The organism is Nonlabens dokdonensis DSW-6, assembly GCF_000332115.1.
Taxonomy (GTDB): Bacteria; Bacteroidota; Bacteroidia; order Flavobacteriales; family Flavobacteriaceae; genus Nonlabens; species Nonlabens dokdonensis.
Window position 1 is genome coordinate 1,810,308 of the sequence record NC_020156.1, and the last position, 21,869, is coordinate 1,832,176.

Annotated in this window: 22 protein-coding genes; 12 read left to right on the forward strand and 10 right to left on the reverse strand. The window is 34.8% G+C overall.

The genetic code is table 11. The features are described 5' to 3' along the window. Positions 1 to 121 precede the first annotated feature (121 nt). Genes DDD_RS08055 through DDD_RS08060 form a run of 3 tightly spaced genes read left to right on the forward strand, consistent with a single transcriptional unit; the run spans position 122 to position 2,118 of the window. Positions 122 to 1,393 (forward strand): cystathionine gamma-synthase family protein, encoded by a 1,272-nt coding sequence (locus DDD_RS08055; protein ID WP_015362317.1) that lies wholly within the window; start codon positions 122 to 124, stop codon positions 1,391 to 1,393. 3 nt (positions 1,394 to 1,396) lie between these two features. Then, the gene (locus DDD_RS17970; protein ID WP_015362318.1) at positions 1,397 to 1,570 is read left to right on the forward strand and encodes a hypothetical protein; all 174 of its coding nucleotides are present in this window, start codon (positions 1,397 to 1,399) and stop codon (positions 1,568 to 1,570) included. After that, entirely contained in the window at positions 1,567 to 2,118 is a 552-nt protein-coding gene (locus tag DDD_RS08060; protein WP_015362319.1) for a hypothetical protein, read from the forward strand. The genes DDD_RS17970 and DDD_RS08060 overlap by 4 nt, the downstream gene beginning before the upstream one ends. A 53-nt stretch (positions 2,119 to 2,171) precedes the next feature. Here DDD_RS08060 and DDD_RS08065 read toward each other — a convergent pair whose 3' ends face one another. From DDD_RS08065 to DDD_RS08080, 4 genes are all read right to left on the reverse strand, one after another. After that, a complete protein-coding gene (locus DDD_RS08065) occupies positions 2,172 to 2,912 on the reverse strand; it encodes a hypothetical protein (protein ID WP_041567029.1) in 741 nt (246 codons plus the stop codon). 12 nt (positions 2,913 to 2,924) lie between these two features. Beyond that, positions 2,925 to 3,998 (reverse strand): CNNM domain-containing protein, encoded by a 1,074-nt coding sequence (locus DDD_RS08070; RefSeq protein WP_015362321.1) that lies wholly within the window; start codon positions 3,996 to 3,998, stop codon positions 2,925 to 2,927. Between the two features lie 101 nt (positions 3,999 to 4,099). Continuing rightward, positions 4,100 to 4,666, reverse strand: coding sequence for a GNAT family N-acetyltransferase (locus DDD_RS08075; RefSeq protein WP_015362322.1), 567 nt, complete (start codon positions 4,664 to 4,666; stop codon positions 4,100 to 4,102). Positions 4,667 to 4,693: 27 nt separating this feature from the next. Then, complete coding sequence (locus tag DDD_RS08080) at positions 4,694 to 5,647, reverse strand: HU domain-containing protein (protein WP_041567030.1); 954 nt, start codon at positions 5,645 to 5,647, stop codon at positions 4,694 to 4,696. 190 nt (positions 5,648 to 5,837) lie between these two features. Between DDD_RS08080 and DDD_RS08085 the strand changes: the two genes are divergently transcribed. From DDD_RS08085 to DDD_RS08105, 5 genes are all read left to right on the forward strand, one after another. Continuing rightward, positions 5,838 to 6,539, forward strand: coding sequence for a hypothetical protein (locus DDD_RS08085; protein ID WP_015362324.1), 702 nt, complete (start codon positions 5,838 to 5,840; stop codon positions 6,537 to 6,539). A gap of 34 nt (positions 6,540 to 6,573) precedes the next feature. Continuing rightward, complete coding sequence (gene pheS, locus DDD_RS08090; RefSeq protein ID WP_015362325.1) at positions 6,574 to 7,593, forward strand: phenylalanine--tRNA ligase subunit alpha; 1,020 nt, start codon at positions 6,574 to 6,576, stop codon at positions 7,591 to 7,593. Positions 7,594 to 7,595: 2 nt separating this feature from the next. Continuing rightward, positions 7,596 to 8,024 (forward strand): hypothetical protein, encoded by a 429-nt coding sequence (locus DDD_RS08095; RefSeq protein WP_015362326.1) that lies wholly within the window; start codon positions 7,596 to 7,598, stop codon positions 8,022 to 8,024. A gap of 118 nt (positions 8,025 to 8,142) precedes the next feature. Further along, a complete protein-coding gene (locus tag DDD_RS08100; RefSeq protein ID WP_015362327.1) occupies positions 8,143 to 8,541 on the forward strand; it encodes a hypothetical protein in 399 nt (132 codons plus the stop codon). Positions 8,542 to 8,743: 202 nt separating this feature from the next. Next, entirely contained in the window at positions 8,744 to 9,265 is a 522-nt protein-coding gene (locus DDD_RS08105; RefSeq protein ID WP_015362328.1) for a fasciclin domain-containing protein, read from the forward strand. A gap of 70 nt (positions 9,266 to 9,335) precedes the next feature. Here the strand turns inward: DDD_RS08105 and DDD_RS08110 are convergent, their stop codons facing one another. The 3 genes from DDD_RS08110 to hemA all read right to left on the reverse strand — a co-directional run bounded on the left by DDD_RS08110 (position 9,336) and on the right by hemA (position 12,222). Next, a complete protein-coding gene (locus DDD_RS08110) occupies positions 9,336 to 9,869 on the reverse strand; it encodes a 3-hydroxyanthranilate 3,4-dioxygenase (protein WP_015362329.1) in 534 nt (177 codons plus the stop codon). Between the two features lie 90 nt (positions 9,870 to 9,959). Beyond that, positions 9,960 to 10,913 (reverse strand): hydroxymethylbilane synthase, encoded by a 954-nt coding sequence (gene hemC, locus DDD_RS08115; RefSeq protein ID WP_041567031.1) that lies wholly within the window; start codon positions 10,911 to 10,913, stop codon positions 9,960 to 9,962. A 55-nt stretch (positions 10,914 to 10,968) separates the two neighbouring features. Then, entirely contained in the window at positions 10,969 to 12,222 is a 1,254-nt protein-coding gene (gene hemA, locus DDD_RS08120; protein ID WP_015362331.1) for a glutamyl-tRNA reductase, read from the reverse strand. A 191-nt stretch (positions 12,223 to 12,413) separates the two neighbouring features. Here hemA and DDD_RS08125 point away from each other — a divergent pair, with 191 nt between their 5' ends. From DDD_RS08125 to DDD_RS08135, 3 genes are all read left to right on the forward strand, one after another. Beyond that, on the forward strand, positions 12,414 to 13,289 hold the full coding sequence (locus DDD_RS08125) for an AraC family transcriptional regulator (RefSeq protein WP_015362332.1): 876 nt from the start codon (positions 12,414 to 12,416) through the stop codon (positions 13,287 to 13,289). A 469-nt stretch (positions 13,290 to 13,758) separates the two neighbouring features. Beyond that, entirely contained in the window at positions 13,759 to 14,649 is an 891-nt protein-coding gene (locus DDD_RS08130; protein ID WP_236613403.1) for a helix-turn-helix domain-containing protein, read from the forward strand. Between the two features lie 71 nt (positions 14,650 to 14,720). Next, on the forward strand, positions 14,721 to 16,829 hold the full coding sequence (locus DDD_RS08135) for a serine hydrolase domain-containing protein (RefSeq protein WP_015362334.1): 2,109 nt from the start codon (positions 14,721 to 14,723) through the stop codon (positions 16,827 to 16,829). A gap of 55 nt (positions 16,830 to 16,884) precedes the next feature. On the opposite strand, the gene DDD_RS08140 is transcribed toward DDD_RS08135, so the two are convergent. After that, positions 16,885 to 19,341 carry a ligase-associated DNA damage response DEXH box helicase gene (locus tag DDD_RS08140; RefSeq protein ID WP_015362335.1) on the reverse strand — a complete coding sequence of 819 codons (2,457 nt, stop codon included), beginning with the start codon at positions 19,339 to 19,341 and terminating at the stop codon, positions 16,885 to 16,887. 386 nt (positions 19,342 to 19,727) lie between these two features. Between DDD_RS08140 and DDD_RS08145 the strand changes: the two genes are divergently transcribed. Beyond that, a complete protein-coding gene (locus DDD_RS08145; RefSeq protein ID WP_015362336.1) occupies positions 19,728 to 20,033 on the forward strand; it encodes a hypothetical protein in 306 nt (101 codons plus the stop codon). Positions 20,034 to 20,083: 50 nt separating this feature from the next. On the opposite strand, the gene DDD_RS08150 is transcribed toward DDD_RS08145, so the two are convergent. After that, positions 20,084 to 21,100, reverse strand: a complete 1,017-nt coding sequence (locus DDD_RS08150) for a hypothetical protein (RefSeq protein WP_015362337.1) — start codon at positions 21,098 to 21,100, stop codon at positions 20,084 to 20,086. Between the two features lie 175 nt (positions 21,101 to 21,275). After that, on the reverse strand, positions 21,276 to 21,806 hold the full coding sequence (locus DDD_RS08155) for a hypothetical protein (protein ID WP_015362338.1): 531 nt from the start codon (positions 21,804 to 21,806) through the stop codon (positions 21,276 to 21,278). Between the last annotated feature and the right edge of the window lie 63 nt (positions 21,807 to 21,869).

The following is a 21,869-nucleotide window of genomic DNA, read 5'->3' on the forward strand; positions in this document are numbered from 1 at the left end:
GTTAATAAACCGTTTATCATTTATTCATACTTTGTTTTTAAAATTCATCAAAAACTATCTACGAAAACGTTTGAATCCTCAAAAAACATTTAAATTGCAGCCACCAAAAACAGCCTTTATTATGAGCAACCGATCTATGAAACCAGAAAGCTTGATGATGTCTTATGGTTATAAACCAGAACTGTCTGAAGGAGCTATTAAATGTCCCATATTTTTAACTTCTACTTTTGTTTTCAAAAGTGCCGAAGAAGGAAAAGCTTTCTTTGAACTCGCTTATGGAAAAAGAGAAAAGCTTCCTGGTGAAGAAATGGGATTGATTTACAGTCGCATCAATAATCCTGACCTAGAAATTTTAGAAAATAGATTGCGTTTATGGGATCAAGCAGATGATTGCGCTGTTTTTGAAAGCGGCATGAGCGCGATCTCTACTGTGCTTCTGGAATTTTTAAAACCTGGAGATTTATTATTGTTCAGTTCGCCTACTTATGGAGGGACTGATCATTTTATCAATCATTTTCTTCCTAAAATCGGAGTGCACACGCTAGGTTTTACATCTGACATGAGTGAGGAAGAATTGTATGAAACTATTCATAATTCTGACCATGCTGGCAGATTAACGCATGTACATCTAGAAACACCAGCAAACCCTACTAATGCACTTATCGATATAGAAATGGTGCGTCGTGTGGTAGACCGTTTTAAAACCGAAGAAAAAGTTACCATCGCTGTTGATAATACGTACATGGGGCCTTTATGGCAACATCCATTAAAGCACGGAGCAGATTTGGTAATGTACAGCGCTACAAAATATATAGGTGGTCACAGTGATTTGATCGCTGGAGCTGTTTTAGGAAATGCAGAATTAATGGTGCGTGTAAAAACGCTACGTACTTTTCTAGGTAACATGGCTTCTCCACATACAGGATGGATGTTATTACGCAGCCTAGAAACCTTAAAGATAAGAATGGAGGCGATGCAAGCTAATGCTATTCAAGTGGCTAACTTTTTAAAAGACCATGAAAAAGTTGCTCAAATCAAATACTTAGGACTCATTGAAGAGGGAACTCGCAATTATCAGATTTATAAAAATCAATGTTCAGGTCCTGGTGCAATGGTAAGTTTTTGTATCAATGGAGGCGAAAAAGAAGCGTTTAAATTCTTGAATTCTTTAAAGCTCGTAAAACTAGCAGTAAGTTTAGGAGGAACAGAAAGTCTTGCGGAACATCCTAAAAGCATGACGCATGCCGGAGTAGATGACGACCATCTGGAACACATAGGCGTTACCGATGCGTTAGTGCGTCTTTCTATAGGCGTAGAGAATTATGAAGATTTGATATGGGACATTTCTCAAGCGCTGGATCAAGTTGCTATTCCTACCAGCGAGCTTGTTTGATAGTTGATAAAGATTACTGGTACTTGTAAAAGGGATGATGAGGTTCTCGCTTTCGCGAAAGCGGAACACTTACCTACGTACAAGAATTACAATAGATTGCTATTAATTAATAGTTTTGGCACTTTCTTTGTCTACAATTATGCGAACTTTGCAAAAGCATCGTTACCCTTATTATGAAGACTAGATTACCCATTTTATTAGTTACCTTTTTTATGGCTTATTGTAGTTATGCCCAAGAACAGACCGCGACTGTGGAGCTGCCTCTTACTGAGCAATGCAAAAGCTTATTAAATAAAAAATTAGATTTTCTTATCGACGGAAGTTTTCAAGATGAAAAATCGCTTCAAAGAGAGATCGCTAGACTCAAAGAATGTGGTATAGATGATTATGATGTGAGCTTTTTTGGTCGTATGTCTTCTATGAGTGCCATGCTGCGCAAAATGACTAAAGAAAAGCAATTAGAACAACTTACATTTCAAGATTTATTTACCGAAATTGAAAAAATGAAAGCTACAGAAGCTTTTGAGCAAATGAAAAAAATCACCCAGTTATCTGAAACTCTTGCCACGCGAGTAGGAAGTCTTAAAAACTGGAATGAAGATATCAAGATTTTTCAAGAATTAGGAGCTTCAAAAAATGTGATCGCTCAAGTATTTGAATACTTAGAATCACATCCACAAAATTCTAAGACATATCAGGAGATTTTAGAGTCGTTTAAGAAGTAGTTCAAAATCTTTGGTATAAGAATTATTATTTTCAATTAAATAAAAAGATAATTCTACTTGTATTCTAATTGCAGCGTATCACTGAGCTTTTTAACTTTCATAAAAGTATCGCGGTAAATTCTTTTATTGGGTTTGCTCATATAATTATGTTCAGAAAGTAGTTCACTTACTAACTCTTTAGCATCGTCTACCTTTTCTCTTTCTAACAAAAATTGTGCTAATACTAACCTTTCAGGATAATTAGAATACCTGATGTCTAAAGCTCTCAGGTTTTTCTCGGCATTGTTGAATTTATCTAGTGCTTTATAAGATAAACCTAAGTAAAATATAACTTTTAAGGCTCTGTTCTCTGAGTTTGCTTTTAGTGGTTTTGCCAGTTCAATTACCGATTCATAATTCTTTAAATGATAATTGGTAATGACGAGTTGTTCCTGTAAGTAGGTGTCATTTTTATGAGCTCCATCTAGCAGTACCTCATAATTTTCCAATGCATTTTCATACTCTTTCCTTTGTAAATAAGCATCGGCTAGAGCTAGTCGATTAGAAAATGTATCAGCAAACTCTACTTTTTCTATTAAGTCTTTGATTCTTTTACCAGGATTGATGGCTGTTGTTATTTCTTCTCCTATAACATTTGAGTCTTTCTTATTGATAATTTTTAAGAAAACGTAAATCAAACAACCTATAACCGGAAGAAAAAATATAATCGCATACCAGTACAATTCGCTTCTATTTTGATAAGCATGGTAGAAGCAGTAAATCTGTAAGGCTATAGTAAGGTAGTAGAAAAGCATATCAACTAAGCGCTATTTTTTGAAGTTGCTACTACGCTTTTCCCAATTTTTGCGAGCGAGCTGCTGCATATCTTCGACATTATCACTTTCATCCATGATTTCTAGACCTAGCATGGTTTCAATAACATCTTCCATAGTGGCAACACCTTGCGCACTTCCATAATCATCTACCACAAGAGCCATGTGTTCTTTTGTAGCGATCATAGCTTCAAACAATTGTGGAATAGGAAGATTAGTAGAAACAATGGTAAGCTCTCTTCTTAAGTCCTCAAGAGTCTCGGCTGGTTTATCATGAATGATATCGGCTAGAATATGATCTTTTAGAACGTAACCTTTAATGTCATCTCTATTTTCTCCAAAGACTGGTATTCTAGAGAATCTTAGATCTTGATTTTGTTCAAAAAAGTCTTTTATTTTCATTTTTTGAGGCGCCATAACCATTACCGATCTAGGCGTCATAATATCTTTTACTTTAATATTATTGAAATTCATCAAGCTTTTAATGTATTGACCTTCGGTAGGTTCAAAAACTCCTTCCTGCTCGGCAGTTTCTGTAATCGCAACAAAGTCTTCTCTGGTCATCGTGTTCATGTGAGCACTTTTTCCTATGGCTTTAGTAGTAAGTTGCAAAATCCATAAAATACCAGTCCATTTTAATGGAAAGATCATAACATTAAGTGCCGTCGTAGTAAAACCAGCGAGTCCTTGCCAGTACGTAGCTCCTATGGTTTTAGGGATAATTTCTGAAACTACAAGGATTAAAACCGTCATTATTCCAGATACAATACCTACAAAAGGAATACCTAAATAGCTACTGTTGTAACCGCTACCGCTTACCATATTTTCAGCTTGTACACCTACTAGAATTGCTCCTACAGTATGTGCTAGCGTATTTAATGTTAGAATCGCTATAAGAGGTTTATCTACATCGTCTTTTAATGCTTTTAATGAGGCAACATAAGATTTTCCTTCTTGTTCTTTTACTTTAATAAATGTTCCCGTAATACTTAATAAAACCGCCTCAAGTATTGAACACAAAAAGGAAAAGAAAATAGAAACAACTGCATAAATTATTAATAATCCCATGTATGATTGATTTAAGACGTAAAAATAACTAATTATACTTCTCTGGTTACTAATTTGTTGCTAATACCGGTGAAAGCTGTTTGAAATTAAGGTTAGAAATGCTATTGATTTTGAAGTGCCAGCCACTCATTTCTTGTTATAGAATAAACTAAAAATGGTTCTGGATTACTATCATCTTTGTATGCTGCCTCTAGCTTCATTCCGTTATGTAAAGCGACATTTATGGAACCTTGATTATCCTTATGTATAACCGATACTAAACTGTTTCCAAAGTCTTTATCATAGCCTCTTTGAAAAGCAATATCTCTAAGTCTTACTGCGGCTTCTTTTGCATATCCTTGTTTCCAAAATTCTGGCAAAATGGAATATCCTACTTCAAGTCGTTTTAAACCATTCACCGTCTGAATCAACAATCCGCACTGTCCTATAAATTGATCTGTCTCTTTATGAATCATCACATTCATACCGCTGCTTCCTTCGTTATATCTCCAGAAAGCTTTCTCAAACCATTTTTCACATTTTTCGGTAGCGTTTAAATCAGCTTTCATTCCTAAAAACGTGCCAGTATGTTCTTCTTTAAAGATAGGCAACCAGGTCTCAAAATCATTTTCATGAAGTAATCTAAATCTGGTACGCAAAGTTTGCTCTCCTGTAAGTAGGTAGCTCATGAAATTGAGATAAAATGGAAAATCAATCTATTTAGGAAGCTTGCCTGTAAAAAGCCATGCTTGATCAAAGCCTAAAGCTCTCATTTTATTAAGGTCGTTAATAGCATCGTTGCGTTCTACAAAACTAGAAAAAGCAACGTTGTGAAGACCATATTTATTAACGCCTATTCTTTTTGCGTCAAAGCCATTTCTTTTCAGCTGTGCCACTCGCTTATCTGCATTTGCAGGATCTCTAAAGGCTCCAGCAACTACATGATATTTTTTCTCTAATGGTGCAACAGCTAGTTCTATGCTAGGTAAAGGTTCACTTATAAGAAAACTGGCGCTCTCTATCTTGTTAGTAACCGTTTCATTTGCCATTTCTTCTACAGCAATGGCATCTACGCGAGCTTGTTTTTGATAACCTTTGTAGCCTGCAAAACTTAATCCTATGAGGACTACTCCAGCTGCAGCATATCGTACCCAAGAACCAGAATTTGTGCGACTAGTTTCTAGTGGGATTACTGGAGTGGTTTCTTTTTCTATTTGTTCTTCAGAAGTTATGGCAACTGGTTTTTCAACACGATCTATTGCATAAGTTTCATGAGAAGAAAGGCCAAATGCTTCTGGTAAATAATTTACCAAATACATAGGAGTAAACTGCAAGGTGTTTTCTTCGCTACGAGAAAAACGACCTACTTTATGGATAGTAACAGAGCCATCGCTATCAATTTGCTTATCTAAAAAGCGTACATAATTGCGTATTTCTTGCACCGCTTGCTCATAAGAACAGTTTTGTACACTGGCGACATAGTTAGCCAGCAAACCATCGTTTTGTTTAATTTGAGCATTAAAACTCAATCCCTTTTTAGGCGGATATATCGTATGACTACTTGCAAAATGTTGAGCAGGAACACGACGTGAAATAAATGCACCAAAATCCGGTACAACCACGCATTCGTGTCTATAAAGTAAATCTGATATGTAATTAGCAATTTGCATAACACAAACATAAAAATTTTTGCAAAACGGTCAAGCACTTCGCACAACTAGTTATTAAGAAAATGCAACAGCGATTTCTAACGTGTTCATGTTTAAAGGTTCCGCTTTCGCGAAAGCGGTAATTTTATAAGTATTTTTTCAAAAAAGCTGTTCAAATACCTTTAATTTGCCTTAAGAAATTCATGCTTTAATGATCAACACCTTGCTGCAACAAGTAAATGACAGCGGCCCGATTTATAAAGAGACTGTTATGGGGCGTTTCCCTGTAGAGCCGTTTAATACCGCGAGTAATCTAATTTTTCTTGCCTGTATTATCTATTTCAGTATTTTGATATATAAATCTCATTATAAACACTGGTTTTTAAGATGTTGTATGCCGGTGTTTTTTATAGGATTTGTGGGAGGTACTATTTATCATGCATCCCGTAGTCATGAGATCTGGTTGCTCATGGATTGGGTTCCTATAGTGTTGTTATGTCTTGCTTGCTCGTTTTACTTCATATTTAGATTAACGGTTCCTGCTTTTCAAAAAGTTATGTTGATCCTCGTTATTTTAAGTTTACACATTATACCGCAGCTACTTCCAGTACCACAAGGATATCGCACCTCAACTGGATATCTAGGAACAGCCATAGGAGTTTTACTGCCTATTTTTATTTATGCTTATCGACACCAGTGGAAGCACTTTAACAATGTTGTGTTTACTATTCTAGCCGTGGTCACGGCGATTTGTTTTAGAACACTAGATAAAAAATACCCAATAGAATTCCTTCACATGGGAACACACTGGCTGTGGCATACATTTGGCGGGATAGCTGTGTTTTTCTTGATGCGCTACATTTATTTAGACGTCGAGAATTCTGAACGTTATAACACTAGAAAGCACTCATAAATTCATTAAATTTGCCAGTTCATAACGAGAGATCATGCTGGATAAAGTAAAAGAACACATTGAGAAAGTACAAGCCTTTAAAGCCGATTCTAAGGAGGCTGTAGAAGCTTTTAGAATAGAATATTTAGGTAAGAAAGGAAAGCTTAAAGACTTTTTTGACGCTTTTAAAGAAGTTCCTAATGAGCAAAAGAAAGCTTTTGGTCAGGCAATCAATGAATTAAAGCAAAAAGCCAGTGAAAAAGTAAATTCCTTAAAAGAAAACCTTGAATCTAAAGAAGAAGAGGCTGGTATTTATGGAGATCTAACACGTTCTGGCTATCCGCTAGAAATAGGAGCAAGACATCCTATTTCTATTGTTAAGAATCAAATCATTGATGTTTTCTCTCGTATAGGATTTAATGTAAGTGAAGGTCCAGAAATAGAAGACGACTGGCACAATTTTACTGCGTTGAATTTACCTGCTCATCATCCAGCACGAGATATGCAGGATACTTTTTTTATACAGACAGATCCAGATGTACTTTTAAGAACGCATACTTCTAGTGTACAGGTGCGTTATATGGAAGATAACAAGCCGCCTATTAGAACGATTTCTCCTGGACGTGTTTTCCGTAATGAGGCGATCAGTGCTCGTGCACACTGTATATTTCATCAAGTAGAAGGATTGTATATTGATAAAGATGTGAGTTTTGCAGACATGAAGCAAACGCTATTGCATTTTACTCAAGAAATGTTTGGTAAATCACAAATACGTTTGCGACCTTCTTACTTTCCGTTTACGGAACCTAGTGCAGAGATCGATATCTATTGGGGTCTAGAAACTGAAACCGATTATAGAATCACAAAAGGAACTGGCTGGCTAGAAATAGGTGGTTGTGGTATGGTAGATCCTTCCGTGCTTACCAATTGTGGTATCGATCCTGAAGAATACAGTGGTTTTGCCTTTGGAATGGGTGTGGAGCGCATTGCAATGTTGTTGTATCAAATAGGTGATATCCGTATGTTTTTTGAAAACGATGTTCGTTTCTTGAAGCAGTTCTCTAACGCTTTGTAAAAGTGATTTCAAAACTAATTTTTGTTTATAATGCTAACTCTGGAGCGCTCAATTCGCTTATGGATAGCGCGCATAAAATTATAAGTCCTAAAACTTACGATTGTAAGTTGTGCGATCTTACTTATGATGTGTTTAAAGAAAATGAGTTGTGGTCTCGCTTTCGCGAAAGCGTAACACATAACTACCCTAATTTACAGTTAGAGTTTCTTCATAAAAATGAGTTTGAAAAGGTATATTGGTCTAAATGGTTGCCTAAATACAGCTATCCTATTATATTGAGTGTAAGTGATGAGGAGCAGGATTATAATGATGGTTTTGGTACTAATTCTGGGATGGATATATTTTTAAGTACTGAAGAAATGAATGTTATAATGGAGTTGCCAGAGCTGATTAAAGCTATAGAAACTAGATTAAATCTAAGTTTTCCTTAAGGGCAGAATTAATTCTGCCCTTAAGGAAAGAATATGAATGTGAAATATTGTATCATGAGAAATATCAAATCGAGGAAACAGACCAGTTCATCAAGCAGATAAAAGATAAATTGAAAGCATGAAAAAAGATATTGTAATTCCAGTAGTGAAAGATGTTCACATCGCTATTCTTAAAGAATGGAACAAAGATTTTACTTCTCAAGACTGGATGGTTTACTTGATTAACGATACTCGAGAGCCGCTAGAATCAGTAATGATTATGAGTAGAGGAAAAAACCGCGATGGTCGTAAGACATCTACTTTGAGACATGCTTATAAGGTAGTCGCTGCAAAAAGTGCTATAAAAGTAGAGTTAATTATGGAAGAGGTGTTTCCCTTCTTAAACGAGTTTATTCTTACTTATTTCTCAGGAAGTACCTTATATGATAAAACATTTATGGCTGCGCCCAATACAATTAGCGAGAAAAACTTCACCATTTTACCAGTTCTTGAAAAGGAAGGATTTTTGTTAAAGTAAGAAGTTAGATAGCTTTCGCTGGATCAAATATCCAAAAGAATAAGTTTCAGCAGTTTTTTATTTCCTATCATGAGCTGAATCACAAATTTTCCCAAAAAAGCGTTTTTATAGTTAATACGTAGTTAAAGAGAGTTAGTTCCCTAGAATTAAGGCACTAAGTAATTGTAATAGAAAACAAACAAAAATTAAAAAACTTACAATTATGAAAAAATCAAAATTAATGGGCTTTGCCTTAGCAGCAGTAGTATTTTTTACAGGATCAATTGCACAAGCACAAACTAACATTGTGGAAGGAGCAGTAGCTTCTGATGCACATACGACACTTGTTGCAGCTGTAAAAGCAGCAGATTTAGTGGAAACATTATCTGGTGAAGGGCCATTTACTGTATTTGCACCGACTAATGCAGCATTTGATAAATTACCAGAAGGAACTGTAGCAAATTTATTAAAGCCAGAAAATAAAAAGACTTTACAAACAGTATTAACGTACCATGTAATTGCTGGAAAGTTTAATGCGAAAGATGTAATAGCTTTAATCAAGAAAAATAACGGCTATGCAACTGTAAAAACAGTAGCTGGAGCAGAGTTGACTTTATACTTGAAAGACAGTAAAGTAATGGTAAAAGACGGAAACGGAAATAGTGCCACAGTAACTGCAGCCGATTTAGATCAAACTAACGGAGTAATTCACGTTGTGGACTCTGTACTACTTCCTAAAATGTAAATCCCTAATTACATTTTAAGAAAGAAACCCCAAGCGCAAGCTTGGGGTTTTGTTGTTTTAAAAAAGTCGTTTATTCCACAAACCTCTTATCAGTTTCCATAGTTGTACCACAGTTGTCGCAATTTCTTAACTCTTCACTTGCATAGTATTCTTTAAATCTAGGTAAGAAATCCTTTTCTATATTATCTAGCTTGAAATAGGTCTCGTGTAATTTATGATTACAATTATCACAATACCATAGTAATCCATCAACAGCATTTGCACTGCTGCGTTTGCGTTCTATGACAAGACCTATGGAGTTCTCATGTCTTACTGGAGAATGAGGTACTTTTCCAGGATGTAAATACATATCTCCAGGACCTAGTTTCATTGTGCGTTTTTTACCATCTTCCTGAATATGAACTTCAATATGACCTTCTAGCTGATAAAAAAGCTCCTCAGTTTCATTATAGTGATAATCTTTGCGAGCATTAGGTCCAGCCACGATCATGACGATATAATCACCTGCATCTTTATACAGGTTTTTATTTCCTACTGGTGGTTTTAAAAGATCTCGATTCTCCTCAATCCATTTATTAAGATTGAATGGTGCTTGAATAGGCATGGTAATATGTTTTAGGATTTTAAAGGTAAGAAATTCTATTACATACTAATTATTCTGCAAAGGCAGAATCACCAATATTCATCCAAATTATTACGCCAGCGACTTTTTTATTTCTGCCATCAACTCTTTTCCTCCTTGAGAAAGAACTTTTTGTGATTGCGCTTTCGCGAAAGCGAGACATTCTTCCATCTCTACGTTATCGTACCACGACATCGTATCAGTTACATCTATTCTTTGCTTGCCATCTAAGCTCATAAGTGTTCCTGTAAAATAAAGCTGGTCGTTTTTTACCGTTGCGATAGCACCGATAGGAGCGGTACAGCCGCCTTCTAAGTCGCGTAAGAAAGCTCTTTCTATATCTACACAAAATGCTGTTTTTTGATGATTTAACGCGGCTGCAGCTTTCAGAACTTCTGTATTAGCCTTCATGGCGGCAATCATCATGGCACCTTGTGCTGGAGCAGGAATAAAGCTGTCTAGATCTGTGTATTCAAAGCCATAGGTAGCTTTGAGTTGAGCCAGTAAACCTATGCGATCGAGTCCTGCTTTTGCAAAGATAGCTGCATTCCAGTCGGTGTTGGTTTTTAATTTTGATAACCTAGTATTCACGTTACCGCGTAAATCAACAACTTTATGATGGCTGTACATATTCAACCACTGAGATTTACGTCTTAAACTACCTGTTGCGATGGTCGTTTCTTCGTCTGGATTAAAACTTTTCTTATAAACTAAAATGTCTTTACTTGACGCGCGTTCCATTACTGCAACTTGCACCATTCCTTTAGGTAATTGTGTCGGAACATCTTTAAGACTGTGCACGGCGATGTCAATTTCTCCTTTTACTAGAGCGACATCAAGAGTTTTAGTAAAAATACCAGTGATTCCCATCTCGTAAAGAGGTTCTGTAAGGTTAAGATCTCCTTGAGATTTTACTGGAAACAACTCTGTTTTGTGACCTAATGCTTCCAGTTGCGATTGCACTGTTTTTGCCTGCCACATAGCTAGCTCGCTATCTCTGGTTCCTATTTTTATTACTTTGGACATGCTACTAATTCTTGATGTTTTGGTTGAGAGATGGAAGTGCGAACAAAAAATGAAGTTAAGAACTCAATTGCTCCAGCTTAAAAACCTTGTTAAGTAAGTCGATAGCTTCTTCAGTACTTTCTTCTTCGTCTCTTAAGTGATTTGCAAAATGTCCCGCTATTTTCTGAATGATTTTATCGGCAATTAAATCAGCTTGTTCTTGATTAAAGTCGGTAATCTTTGTTCTATTTCCTTTTATTTCAGAATCCTTAAGAGCAGAAAGTTTTGTTTTTAAGGCATTCATCGTAGGTGCAAAACGACGCGATTCTTGCCATTGCTTGAACTCTGCGTGAATGTTATTGATAATTTCTTGAGCTTGTGGTATAAAATGCCCTCTATTTTCAATCGTGCGATTAGTCACTTGCGATAATTCGTCTAAATGTACTAAAGTCACATGATCTAATTCCTTAACATTTTCATTTACGTTTTTAGGAATAGATAGGTCAAGAATTAATAAAGGTTTGTTCGTAAATATCAAATCTTTAGAAACAGTAGGGTTTTGCGCTCCTGTAGCAACTATAAGAATATCGCTTTGTGCAATTTGTTCTTCTAGTTGAGCGTAGTCTCTGACGATTAAGTCAAATTTTCCAGCAATACGTTCAGCTTTGTCCTTAGTTCTATTAATTAATGTAATTTCCTTATTCTGCGTGTGTTTAATAAGGTTCTCACAGGTATTGCGCCCTATTTTTCCAGTACCGAATAATGTGATGTTTTGACTAGAGTCTTTAGAAAAATTCTCAAGTATGTATTGAACGCTTGCAAAACTTACCGAGGTAGCGCCGCTACTCAAATCTGTTTCGGTTTTAATGCGTTTACTTGCTTGAATAACCGCGTTGATCAATCGTTCCATATATGGATTGATCAACTGGTGTTCTTTAGATCTTTTAAAGGCAAGTTTTAATTGTCCTATGATTTCAAAATCTCCTAAAATCTGACTATCTAATCCAGTTCCTACACTAAAAAGGTGATCATTTGCTTTCTCATTTTTGTGAACGTAGGCAATTTTCTCAAACTCTTCTACAGTACCATGAGAGTGTTCACATAGTAACTTTATAAGCTGAAAAGGATGTTGGGCAAACCCATATAACTCGGTACGGTTACATGTAGAAATGACAGCTAATGAAGGAATTCCTTCTGCTTTGGCTTGAGTCAGTACATTTTCAATAGCATCTGCGCTAAGAGAAAAAGCACCACGTGTCTCGGCATCTGCCTTGCGGTAACTTATTCCTATTGCGTAAAAAGTATGATGTCTTGCTGCTGCCGCGGCCATAAATTCTTTTCTGTAGTAGTCGACAAAATTAAACCAGCATTAGCTATAAAAACAACGCTATAGGTTCCTTTTTCGTCGCTATGAGTTATCTTTGCTGTATCAAACTGTATAGTAGACTATTGGTGGTGTTTGTCTCGCTTTCGCGAAAGCGGAATAACCACTATTTAGAGTCATTTTAAATAAGAGTATTTATGGAAAACATCGCTAAAGGTGCTGCCGAAATTACCATTATAGAAGATGGATTTCACGTGATAAGATTGAAAAATGATAGTGCTGAAAAAGCTGTTTTTGAGCATCATGTAGATAGTAATTTTTTACAATTTCATTATTGTCTGAAAGGAAACGTGCAACTCGCTTTTAATCAAGGGAGTTATAAGCTTGATCTCAAAGAGCAAAACTCTTATTTATTGTATAATCCATCTAGAGATTTACCGATGGATTTAAGTATTTCTCCTCAAACATGGTTTGTATCGGTATTGATTTCTATAAAGAAATTTCACTCGCTTTTCTCTCCAGATGCAGAACATGTGAGTTTTTTAAGTCCAGAAAATAAGGACAAAAAATACTACGTAGACGGTAAGATATCACCATCAATGGCGGTGGCATTACACCAGTTGATGAATTACAATTTAAATGATACTATTAAACAGTTGTACTTTAAAGGTAAATCTTATGAGTTGTTATCACTTTATTTCAATAGAGAAGAAGATGCCAATCTAGAAGCATGCCCTTTTCTGGCCGATGAAGAAAATATGCGTAAAATAAAACGAGCCAAAGAAATAGTTATTGAGCGCATGATCGACTTACCGTCATTACCAGATCTTGCTTTAGAAATAGGTCTGTCTCTTAAAAAATTAAAAGAAGGATTCAAAGAAGTTTATGGCGATACCGTTTACGGCTTTGCACTAGATCACAAGATGGATTATGCAAGACAATTGTTAGATACCGGGCAGTATAATGTAAATGAAGTAGGCTTAAAAGTAGGTTACAGCACTGGAAGTCATTTTATAAGTGCTTTTAAAAAGAAATACGGTACAACTCCTAAAAAATACTTATCGGGCAGTTAATGTCATTCCCATTTGACTTGCATGTGCTTAATGTGATCTGCGAGCTTTTCACTAGATGTTTTTTCATTCTAAGAGTTTTTGAATAGCGCAAACTAGGTTAAAAAATTTCAATACATCTTTACTTTATAATTCAAAATGTATCTTGGTGTTTTCTTTTGCTACATAAATAATTGCTAATTTATAAATGGATTTTCCTTTTGACTTTGGGCAAAAAAGCTCTTTACTACTCATTTTCTTTTTTCACGGTCTAGTGTTCTCTATAATATTACTTAGACTAGGTATTGCTAATAAAAGTAAATCGAATAAATGGCTAAGCCTTCTTTTGTTTTTATACATCATGTACATTACACCATATATGCTCGGTTATGCTAATTGGTATTCTCAAAAATTAACAAGGGAAATTCTATTTTTCATTCCTTTTATGCAGGTTTTGCTAATCGGTCCGGTCATTTATTTTTACACAAAAAGTTTGCTGAACACCAAATTCAAAATGACTAGGGCAGATTATATTCATTTTATCCCTTGTTTTCTTTATTTAGTTTATAGTCTCATCATTTTTATTGTAGACAAAATTATTCTTGATGAATTCTATTTTTATGCTGATGGTCGTGATAAGGACTTGGCCGACTGGTATCAATTTGCAGGATTGATTTCAATGGGATATTATTTATTGATGAGTTTGAAGTATTATGCTAGTTACAAGCAATTAGTTTTTAATACAGTAAGTTATGCTGAAAATATTTTATTCAAATGGATTCGTAATTTTTTAATTGCTTTTTTATCTCTTTTAATTTTAAGAGTTCTATTCTTTATTTTCAATCCAGAATGGGGAGAATTTGGAAGTCAGTTTTGGTATTTTATTTCTTTTTCAATTGTCTTTTACTATATATCAGTTAACGGCTTTTCTAATGCTATAAAATCTTCTGTTTTAAATAATATCGATGTAAATAAGGTAAGTTTCTTCATGGAAGAAGACTCAAAACCAGATGTGGAGGATCAAAACACAGAAAAAGACATCGCGCTTTGGAAACCCAAAATCCTAATTTTGATTTCTCAAGATAAGATTTATGAAAACCCTACTTTAACTTTATCTGATGTTGCTGAAAAACTTAATACCACATCAAAAACTGTCACTTCTATTGTTAAGATTGGTTTTGGCATGAATTTTAACGACTTCATTAATTATTATAGAGTACAGGCAGTAATTGAGAAGTTAAAAAAAGGAGAGCAAAGCAGCAAAACATTATTAGGAATAGCCTTAGAATGTGGATTCAACTCTAAGGCTACGTTTAATCGGGCGTTCAAAAAACATACCTCTCTTTCTCCTAAAGAATACGCTTTTAAATTATCTAAAAAATAGGTCTCAAATCTAGATTTGCAGCGTTTAGTTGAGAATTAACCTTGACTTTTGTTATAAATATTATTCTAGTCATGAAAAAAAAATTATTCTTCGTCATCTTAACTATTTCAATTTCGACTTATGCTCAACGAACATTAAAAAGTATTGATTCTATTGTTAATTCAAAATTGACAGAAAAAGAACCAGGTTTATTTGTAGGAGTTGTTAAGGACGGTGCTGTTATTTATGAAAATTATAAAGGTTTAGCAAGTTTGCAACATAATGTAAAGGTTGATGTCAATTCACGATCAAATATTGCATCTACAGCAAAGCAGTTTACAGCTTTGATGATTTTAAATTTAGCTTTTGAACAAAAATTAAGTTTAGAGGACGATCTAAGAAAATACTTACCAAAATTATATCCTAATGTAAAGGATAAGATTAAAATTAGACATCTTATAAACCATACAAGCGGTGTGCGTGACTTTTATGATTTAATGAGCATACAGCAGGAGCCGTGGTGGAGAAGAGAAGGTTTAGATAATAATGATGCTATTGATCTACTAGAAAAGCAAGAAGATTTGGCCTTTACACCTGGTTCAAGATACATGTATAGTAATTCTGGATACACTTTATTAACTCGTGTTATCGAAGTTGCTTCTGGAGAAGACTTTCACGATTACTCAGAAATTTTTTTTAAAAATTTAGGAATGAACAATACTATATTCCTTAAAAATTACATGTATGTAATCCCAAATCAAGCCTTACCATATTCAGATTGGGGTGATGGTGTTTGGCAACAATACCCTATGATCACAAATCTTTATGGTGATGGTTTTTTATTCACAACATTAAAAGACCAATTGATTTTTGAGAAAGCAATACAAAATGCAAAACTAAATAATAACCGATTATTGATAGAAAGTCAAAAGCCAATACCTAATAGTGAAATTAAGACCTATGGTTACGGCCTAGAGCTTGAGGATAGATTAAATTATAAATCTGTTCATCATTCTGGAGGCACAGGTTCATATCATTCCCAAACTATTCGTTTTCCTGACGAAAAACTCACAGTTTTTGTAATGAGCAACAATAGTAGACTCTGGAGTGGCGCCATTGCAGATGAAATTGCTAAATTATTTCTGCCTGAAAAAGACGCTGAAATTGATTATGATAAACGTCTAGAAAATATTTCCAATAATATTGCAACATCAGAAATCCTTGGGCAATATCTTTCATCTGGTAATTACTTGATTCGTATAGAAGAAAACGATGGAAAATTGACTTGGAGAAATGGCAATAACAATCCAATTGAACTTAAGAAAGAAGAACAAAATTTATACAGTCTATCTTACGATTTTAAAACCAAAATTGGGTTTTACAATGAAGAATTAATTCTATTTTATCCTTCAGGCAAAACGACTGTTTACGATAAAATACCCAAAGAAAATGTTACACTTACAGATTTAGAAAGTTATGTAGGTCAATATTATAGTCGAGAATTGGACGTAGAATTCTCAATAAATTATATTAACGATAGATTATCTATTTCATTACACGGTTGGGATGAAGCGCAAGATCTGGAGGTTTTAAATAGAAATGAACTTTTAGTATTTGATTACATCTTAAAATTAGAGCGTGACCGATTTGATAGAGTTACGAGCATTCTCTTGACAACAAATCGTGTACTTAATAATAAATTCATTAAAAAAACCAACCTAATATTTCAGCCAAAAATTGAAACTGAGAATGGGTCCATTAATGTTACAACCATAGGTTCAAGAAATGGTGATGCTTCAGACATTCTATTAACTAAAAACTATCCTAACGGAAATGAAATTTGGTTCAAGCAATTTGGCGGAAACAGTTATGATAAAGCCAGTTCTATTATCGCTACTAAAGATGGTTATTTAATCATTGGTTCTACAAGTTCTTATGGGAAAGGGAACTATGATATGTTTGTCATTAAAACAGATAAAAAAGGGAATAAAATATGGCAGAATACCTATGGTGATTTTTACAATGAGTATGGTTATTCGGCTGAAAAGACTGATAAGGGATATTTGATAAAAGGGACTATCCAAAACTGTACATCCAACACAGATGTCTTTAATAGAAATTGTACAACAAATGTTTGGTTTGTATCCGTCGATGAAAATGGAAAAGAATTATCGTCTGAAGTTTTAGAGGAAATAGAGTAACATAAAAAAAGTATTGCATTAATTTCAGTTTCCCATTTGGATTGAACTTTAAACTCTATTCCCATTTTAGTTGCATGCGCTTAATGCGATCGGCGAGCTTTTCACTACTTAACTTTTCGCGCAAACGGTCTGTAATGATGGGAAAAGAGAAAGGAGTAGGCTTTTCACAAGCTTTCCAGACTATGGTTTGTTTTTCTATGCGTTCAAATGCTTCTCGCAATCGGTATTCTTCTATTTCTTGCTCATAGGTTTCTGTATAAGCTTGTCTAAATAGTAAATTGTCTGGCTCGTTATCTCTAAAGACTTCAAATAACAACTGGCTGCTGCTTTGAAGGTGTTTTACCTTAATCGCTTTGTTAGGATAACCGGTGAATACGAGACCAGCGATAACAGCAATGTCTCTAAATTTTCTTTTGGCGAGTTCTGTAGCATTGACACTTGCTTCTAGATCTTCTAAAATCATGTCTGATGTGATGAGGTTGTTGTCTAAAACATTTTGCATGTCAAACTCTTGGTCACTCAAAATCTCAAAACCATAGTCGTTATAGGCAAGCGAGAAGCTTATAGGTTGCAATAAACTAATGCGATAAGCAATCAGTCCTGCCATGGCCATGTGAACCAATCTTCCTTCAAAAGGGTAAAATACCGAATGGTATCCTTCTCTTGTTTTAAATGTTTCTATTAAAAACTCATGGTTTTGCGGGATGATACTTTCTCGCTGCTGTCGTGCAATAATATCTTTGAGTGCTTTAGCTTCTGGACTGCGTTTTTTGCTGCTTTGAAAATTTTGCATTTCTTCTCGAAGTAATTCTCCTAATTGCGAGGTGAGCGGCATGCGACTTCCCATCCAGTTAACGACTTTACCTTTTTTTCTTTTAGAATTGCGCACTTGTGCTACCATTCCTTTTAAGCGTACAAATTCAAGAGTTCTTCCTGCAAAAACAAATACATCGCCACGAGATAGCTGACTTATAAAATACTCTTCTATAGAACCTATGTAGCCACCAGTAACATATTTTACCGTGATATCAGTTCCAGTAACAATAGTTCCCATTTGTAAACGGTGACGCATTGCGATTCCTCGATCATCAATAAAATAACGTCCGTCTTCATCTATGGACACCTTTTTATATTCGTCATAAGAACCTAGAGAAGAACTTCCGTAAACAATGAAATTAAGACACCATTGAAATTCTTCAAAAGTCAGTTCTTGATAACAAAAAGTAGCCTTTACTTCAGGAAATATCTCCTGCGGATAAAAACCTCCAGAGATAGCAAGTGTACATAAATATTGAATGAGAACATCATAACAATTCAAATAAGGCAATCGATCTTCTACCGCTTGTGTTTTTACTGCTTTTTGTAAAGCACTGGCCTCAATTAATTCTAAGGCATGTGTTGGCAAAAAATAAATTACCGAAGTCTCGCCAGGTCTATGGCCAGATCTTCCTGCACGCTGTAAAAATCGAGCAACACCTTTAGGTCCGCCTACTTGAATAATAGTTTCTACAGGAGCAAAATCTACTCCTAAATCTAGTGATGACGTACAAACACAGGCCTTAAGCGACTCATTTCTAATCGCATTTTCTACCCAAATACGTGTCTCTCTATTTATGGAACCATGATGCATCGCTACCTCGCCAGCAAATTCTGGATGCTGGTGCATAATCGCTTGAAACCACAACTCGCATTGCGCTCTTGTATTGGTAAAAATTAATGTAGATTTACTGCTATTAATAATGTTTACTACGTTTTCCAGTAGATGCAACCCTAGATGACCGCGCCATGGAAATTTATCCATAGATGCTGGAATTATCGATCGAACTTCTATATCTTTTTTTAGATTTGCTTTGATGAGTACGCTTTCGCGAAAGCGTGCCGAATTCACACCTAATAAAACCTGTCTAGCTTGCTCGAGATTACCTATGGTGGCGCTAATTCCCCAAACGCGAAGACTTTTATTGATGCCTGCGAGTCGCGAAAGTCCTAATTCCATTTGAACGCCGCGTTTTGTGCCTAGCAGTTCATGCCATTCATCTATAATTATGGCATTACAATCTTGGAAGATTTTACTATGATCTTTAGTAGCGAGAAGTAAGTGCAAACTCTCTGGCGTGGTGATCAATAAATCGGGCATGGACTTTCTTTGAGCCGCTCTTTCTTTAGTGGTCGTGTCGCCAGATCGTATTCCTACCGTAAAAGGTAATCCTATGCCATCAACAAATTTTTGCGAGGTCTGAGCAATTTCTTGAGAAAGCGATCGCAGCGGTGTGATCCAGATGGCCTTGAGTCCTTTCTTTTTTTTAGTTTTATAATCAGGATTTGATTTGATGTAATTGAGGACAATCGCCACCCAAAGGGCATAAGTTTTACCACTTCCAGTAGGTGCATTGAGTAAGCCGTTTTTACCAGAGAGAAACGCTTCCCAAGTTTGTTTTTGGAAAGGAAAAGCCGTCCAGCCTTGTTGCTGGAAATAATCTTCGGCGATATGAAATAACTCTTCTCTTGTCATAAATTTTCCGCGCAGGCGGAAATCTTTTAGTTAAATTATCAAGTCTTTTTTAGTTCTTTACAGTTTGTTTACTTCGATTCCAAGCAGCCAGAAATCTTTTAGTTAGTATCTTGATCTCTTTTTTTCCTACATCGCCGTTAAAATTCTCTTACTCGCAGGCGGAAATCTTTAGATTAATATCTTGATTCTTTTATTTCTTTGCTGCTAGTCAGATTCATGCACCACTCCAGCGCCAGTCTTTTGGTTTAATTCCTTATTTCTAGTTATAACTTTTATTAAAATCTCGCTTTCGCGAAAGCGAAATGACCATCAACAAGTAAGATTACAACTTTAAATAGCAGACTTATGTTAGCAACCTATTAAATTTGGAATTTTAAAGTCTTATTATGTCAGAAAAGCTTGCAGTTTTAAAGGATAAATTAGAGGATAGACATCATGTTTTTATGGTTTATAAAAGTCAAGTAAATAAAGACCTAGAACGTTCTGGATTTAATGCTATTGAAATTAATGAACCACAAGAATTTCTGGACGAGCTAATTTCCCTCTTAAATGAAGCGATGGAGGATAGCGATCCTAAATTACAACAACTCTATTATCTGGCAGATGTGCAAGAGAAAAACTTAGAGCATGGTATTATTCTAGGCTTTCTAATGAGAGAATGGAGTAAGATTCAATTCAGATTAAGGCAATAAAAAAACCGTACGCAAGCACGGTTTCTTGATATTGCTTTTTTCGAGTTTTATTATTTATCTAAATATTCTAAACCTTCATTTAAGCTTTCCATGTAGTTTTCTAATAAATCTAAATTTTCTTCATCAAACTTCTTTCTAGCTTTTAAAAGTTCTTTATTAAAATCATACATCGCTTCATCGATCTCTTCTAGATTTTCTAAATGTTCTTCATTATCAATAGAAGGGTCATCGATTTCAGTTTCATATTCTTTGATTTCTTTGCGGATGTCATCTAACGCATCCATAACATCGTCTATTTTCAAATAGTTAGGCATAGTTGCTACCATTTCGTTGAAAGTAGTACTTAACGATTGCTCCAATTTCATTTGGTTTTCAGCATCTGCCTGATTAAATTCATTATAATCATCTTGAAATTGACGGTAGTTGTCAAAATCTACAATTGTAATAACCCCTACATCATTGTAATTTACATTATTTACAAAATCTGAATATGCCGCATAGTCTAAATCTTGCTTATCTAAACTTAAACGCATATCTACGATCTCATTGTTAAGGTCTGCAACTTTATCCTTTACATTTTGTATGTGTTTTTTAATTACTCTTGATGAGGCTGTTTCATCATTAAGATTCTTTTCTAGTTTTTTCATTGCTATTCTTGCATCTTCGACTTCTTTCATGATTAAATTAGTCTTTAGATAATTTGGCATATTAGACACAAAATAATTGAAGGACTCAATAGCTTTTTTTTCCTGCATCTTATCTCTCTTACTAGGATCAATGGAGAGATTTTTAATATTATTTTGAAGTTCGCCGTAAGAAGTAAAGTTTTTTAATGATACCATGTTGTTTTTATCCATAGTGACATTTTCTCTAGCTTCATCAGCCATTTTTTCTGCACTTTCTAAATTGTAAGTTATGACGGCAGTTGTATTATAATCATCGTTATTTTGATAATCTGCTTCTGCAACGCTTTGCTCATTTGCTAAATCATCTGTTTCTTTATCGTTATCCTTACAAGCTATCATAATTGTTGACAGCATTAATATTGTAAATATTGACTTCTTCATAATTATTGGTTTTTGATTTAAATAAGTATAATAATTATGAGCCTTTTCTTTATTAAGGATATTTTAAAAGCTTTATTTAAAAGATAATTTATGTTAAATGAAGTGAGAATTTATAAATTGATTGATAATTCTTTAAGATATCTTTATGGCTAAAAGCACAATCGATACGCTGTTTTTAAAATAATAACCTTACAAATGGCTGTATACCGTTTGCATAAATACTACGTCTATCATTAAATAATACATCATAGCGAGCTCCCACTACAAAATTACCTTGTTGATATCCAGCTCCAAGGAATAACGCAGGAACCCAATATTCATCGTTTAAACTTCTTTCTCTAAAGTTTCTATTAACTCGCAAGTATTCAAAATCGGCACTTATTTGAAGAAAATCTATAGGTTGACCGATGGCAATAAGGCTACCACCAACAATGGTAGAAGTAAAATCATCAAACCGATTCAAATCTCTTTCTGAATAACTGTAATTTAAACCTAAGCCAAGACCTACATAAGGATTTACTTGGTAGATAGCTTGTGGTGCAATCAAAACGGAAGAAAAGTTATTCCCAAAATTAGCGCCTATGTTACCTCCATAGCGCACGCGATTCCAGAAACTACCGTCTGTGTTTTGCTGGCTGAAAGAAATGCAACAAAATAGACCGAATAATGAGAATATGGTAATGTTTTTAATCGAATTGATTTTCATAATGCTTTGCTTAACAAATTGTACTGTTATAAATATACAAAAGTTGTTAAGATGAGCATTCAT

Bases quoted from the DNA above. Each gene is read 5' to 3' on its own strand.
- DDD_RS08055 (WP_015362317.1), top strand. From the start codon at position 122: ATGAGCAACCGATCTATGAAACCAGAAAGCTTGATGATGTCTTATGGT.
- DDD_RS08060 (WP_015362319.1), top strand. From the start codon at position 1,567: ATGAAGACTAGATTACCCATTTTATTAGTTACCTTTTTTATGGCTTAT.
- DDD_RS08065 (WP_041567029.1), bottom strand. From the start codon at position 2,912: ATGCTTTTCTACTACCTTACTATAGCCTTACAGATTTACTGCTTCTAC.
- DDD_RS08070 (WP_015362321.1), bottom strand. From the start codon at position 3,998: ATGGGATTATTAATAATTTATGCAGTTGTTTCTATTTTCTTTTCCTTT.
- DDD_RS08075 (WP_015362322.1), bottom strand. From the start codon at position 4,666: ATGAGCTACCTACTTACAGGAGAGCAAACTTTGCGTACCAGATTTAGA.
- DDD_RS08080 (WP_041567030.1), bottom strand. From the start codon at position 5,647: ATGCAAATTGCTAATTACATATCAGATTTACTTTATAGACACGAATGC.
- DDD_RS08085 (WP_015362324.1), top strand. From the start codon at position 5,838: ATGATCAACACCTTGCTGCAACAAGTAAATGACAGCGGCCCGATTTAT.
- pheS (WP_015362325.1), top strand. From the start codon at position 6,574: ATGCTGGATAAAGTAAAAGAACACATTGAGAAAGTACAAGCCTTTAAA.
- DDD_RS08100 (WP_015362327.1), top strand. From the start codon at position 8,143: ATGAAAAAAGATATTGTAATTCCAGTAGTGAAAGATGTTCACATCGCT.
- DDD_RS08105 (WP_015362328.1), top strand. From the start codon at position 8,744: ATGAAAAAATCAAAATTAATGGGCTTTGCCTTAGCAGCAGTAGTATTT.
- DDD_RS08110 (WP_015362329.1), bottom strand. From the start codon at position 9,869: ATGCCTATTCAAGCACCATTCAATCTTAATAAATGGATTGAGGAGAAT.
- hemC (WP_041567031.1), bottom strand. From the start codon at position 10,913: ATGTCCAAAGTAATAAAAATAGGAACCAGAGATAGCGAGCTAGCTATG.
- hemA (WP_015362331.1), bottom strand. From the start codon at position 12,222: ATGGCCGCGGCAGCAGCAAGACATCATACTTTTTACGCAATAGGAATA.
- DDD_RS08125 (WP_015362332.1), top strand. From the start codon at position 12,414: ATGGAAAACATCGCTAAAGGTGCTGCCGAAATTACCATTATAGAAGAT.
- DDD_RS08135 (WP_015362334.1), top strand. From the start codon at position 14,721: ATGAAAAAAAAATTATTCTTCGTCATCTTAACTATTTCAATTTCGACT.
- DDD_RS08140 (WP_015362335.1), bottom strand. From the start codon at position 19,341: ATGACAAGAGAAGAGTTATTTCATATCGCCGAAGATTATTTCCAGCAA.
- DDD_RS08145 (WP_015362336.1), top strand. From the start codon at position 19,728: ATGTCAGAAAAGCTTGCAGTTTTAAAGGATAAATTAGAGGATAGACAT.
- DDD_RS08150 (WP_015362337.1), bottom strand. From the start codon at position 21,100: ATGAAGAAGTCAATATTTACAATATTAATGCTGTCAACAATTATGATA.
- DDD_RS08155 (WP_015362338.1), bottom strand. From the start codon at position 21,806: ATGAAAATCAATTCGATTAAAAACATTACCATATTCTCATTATTCGGT.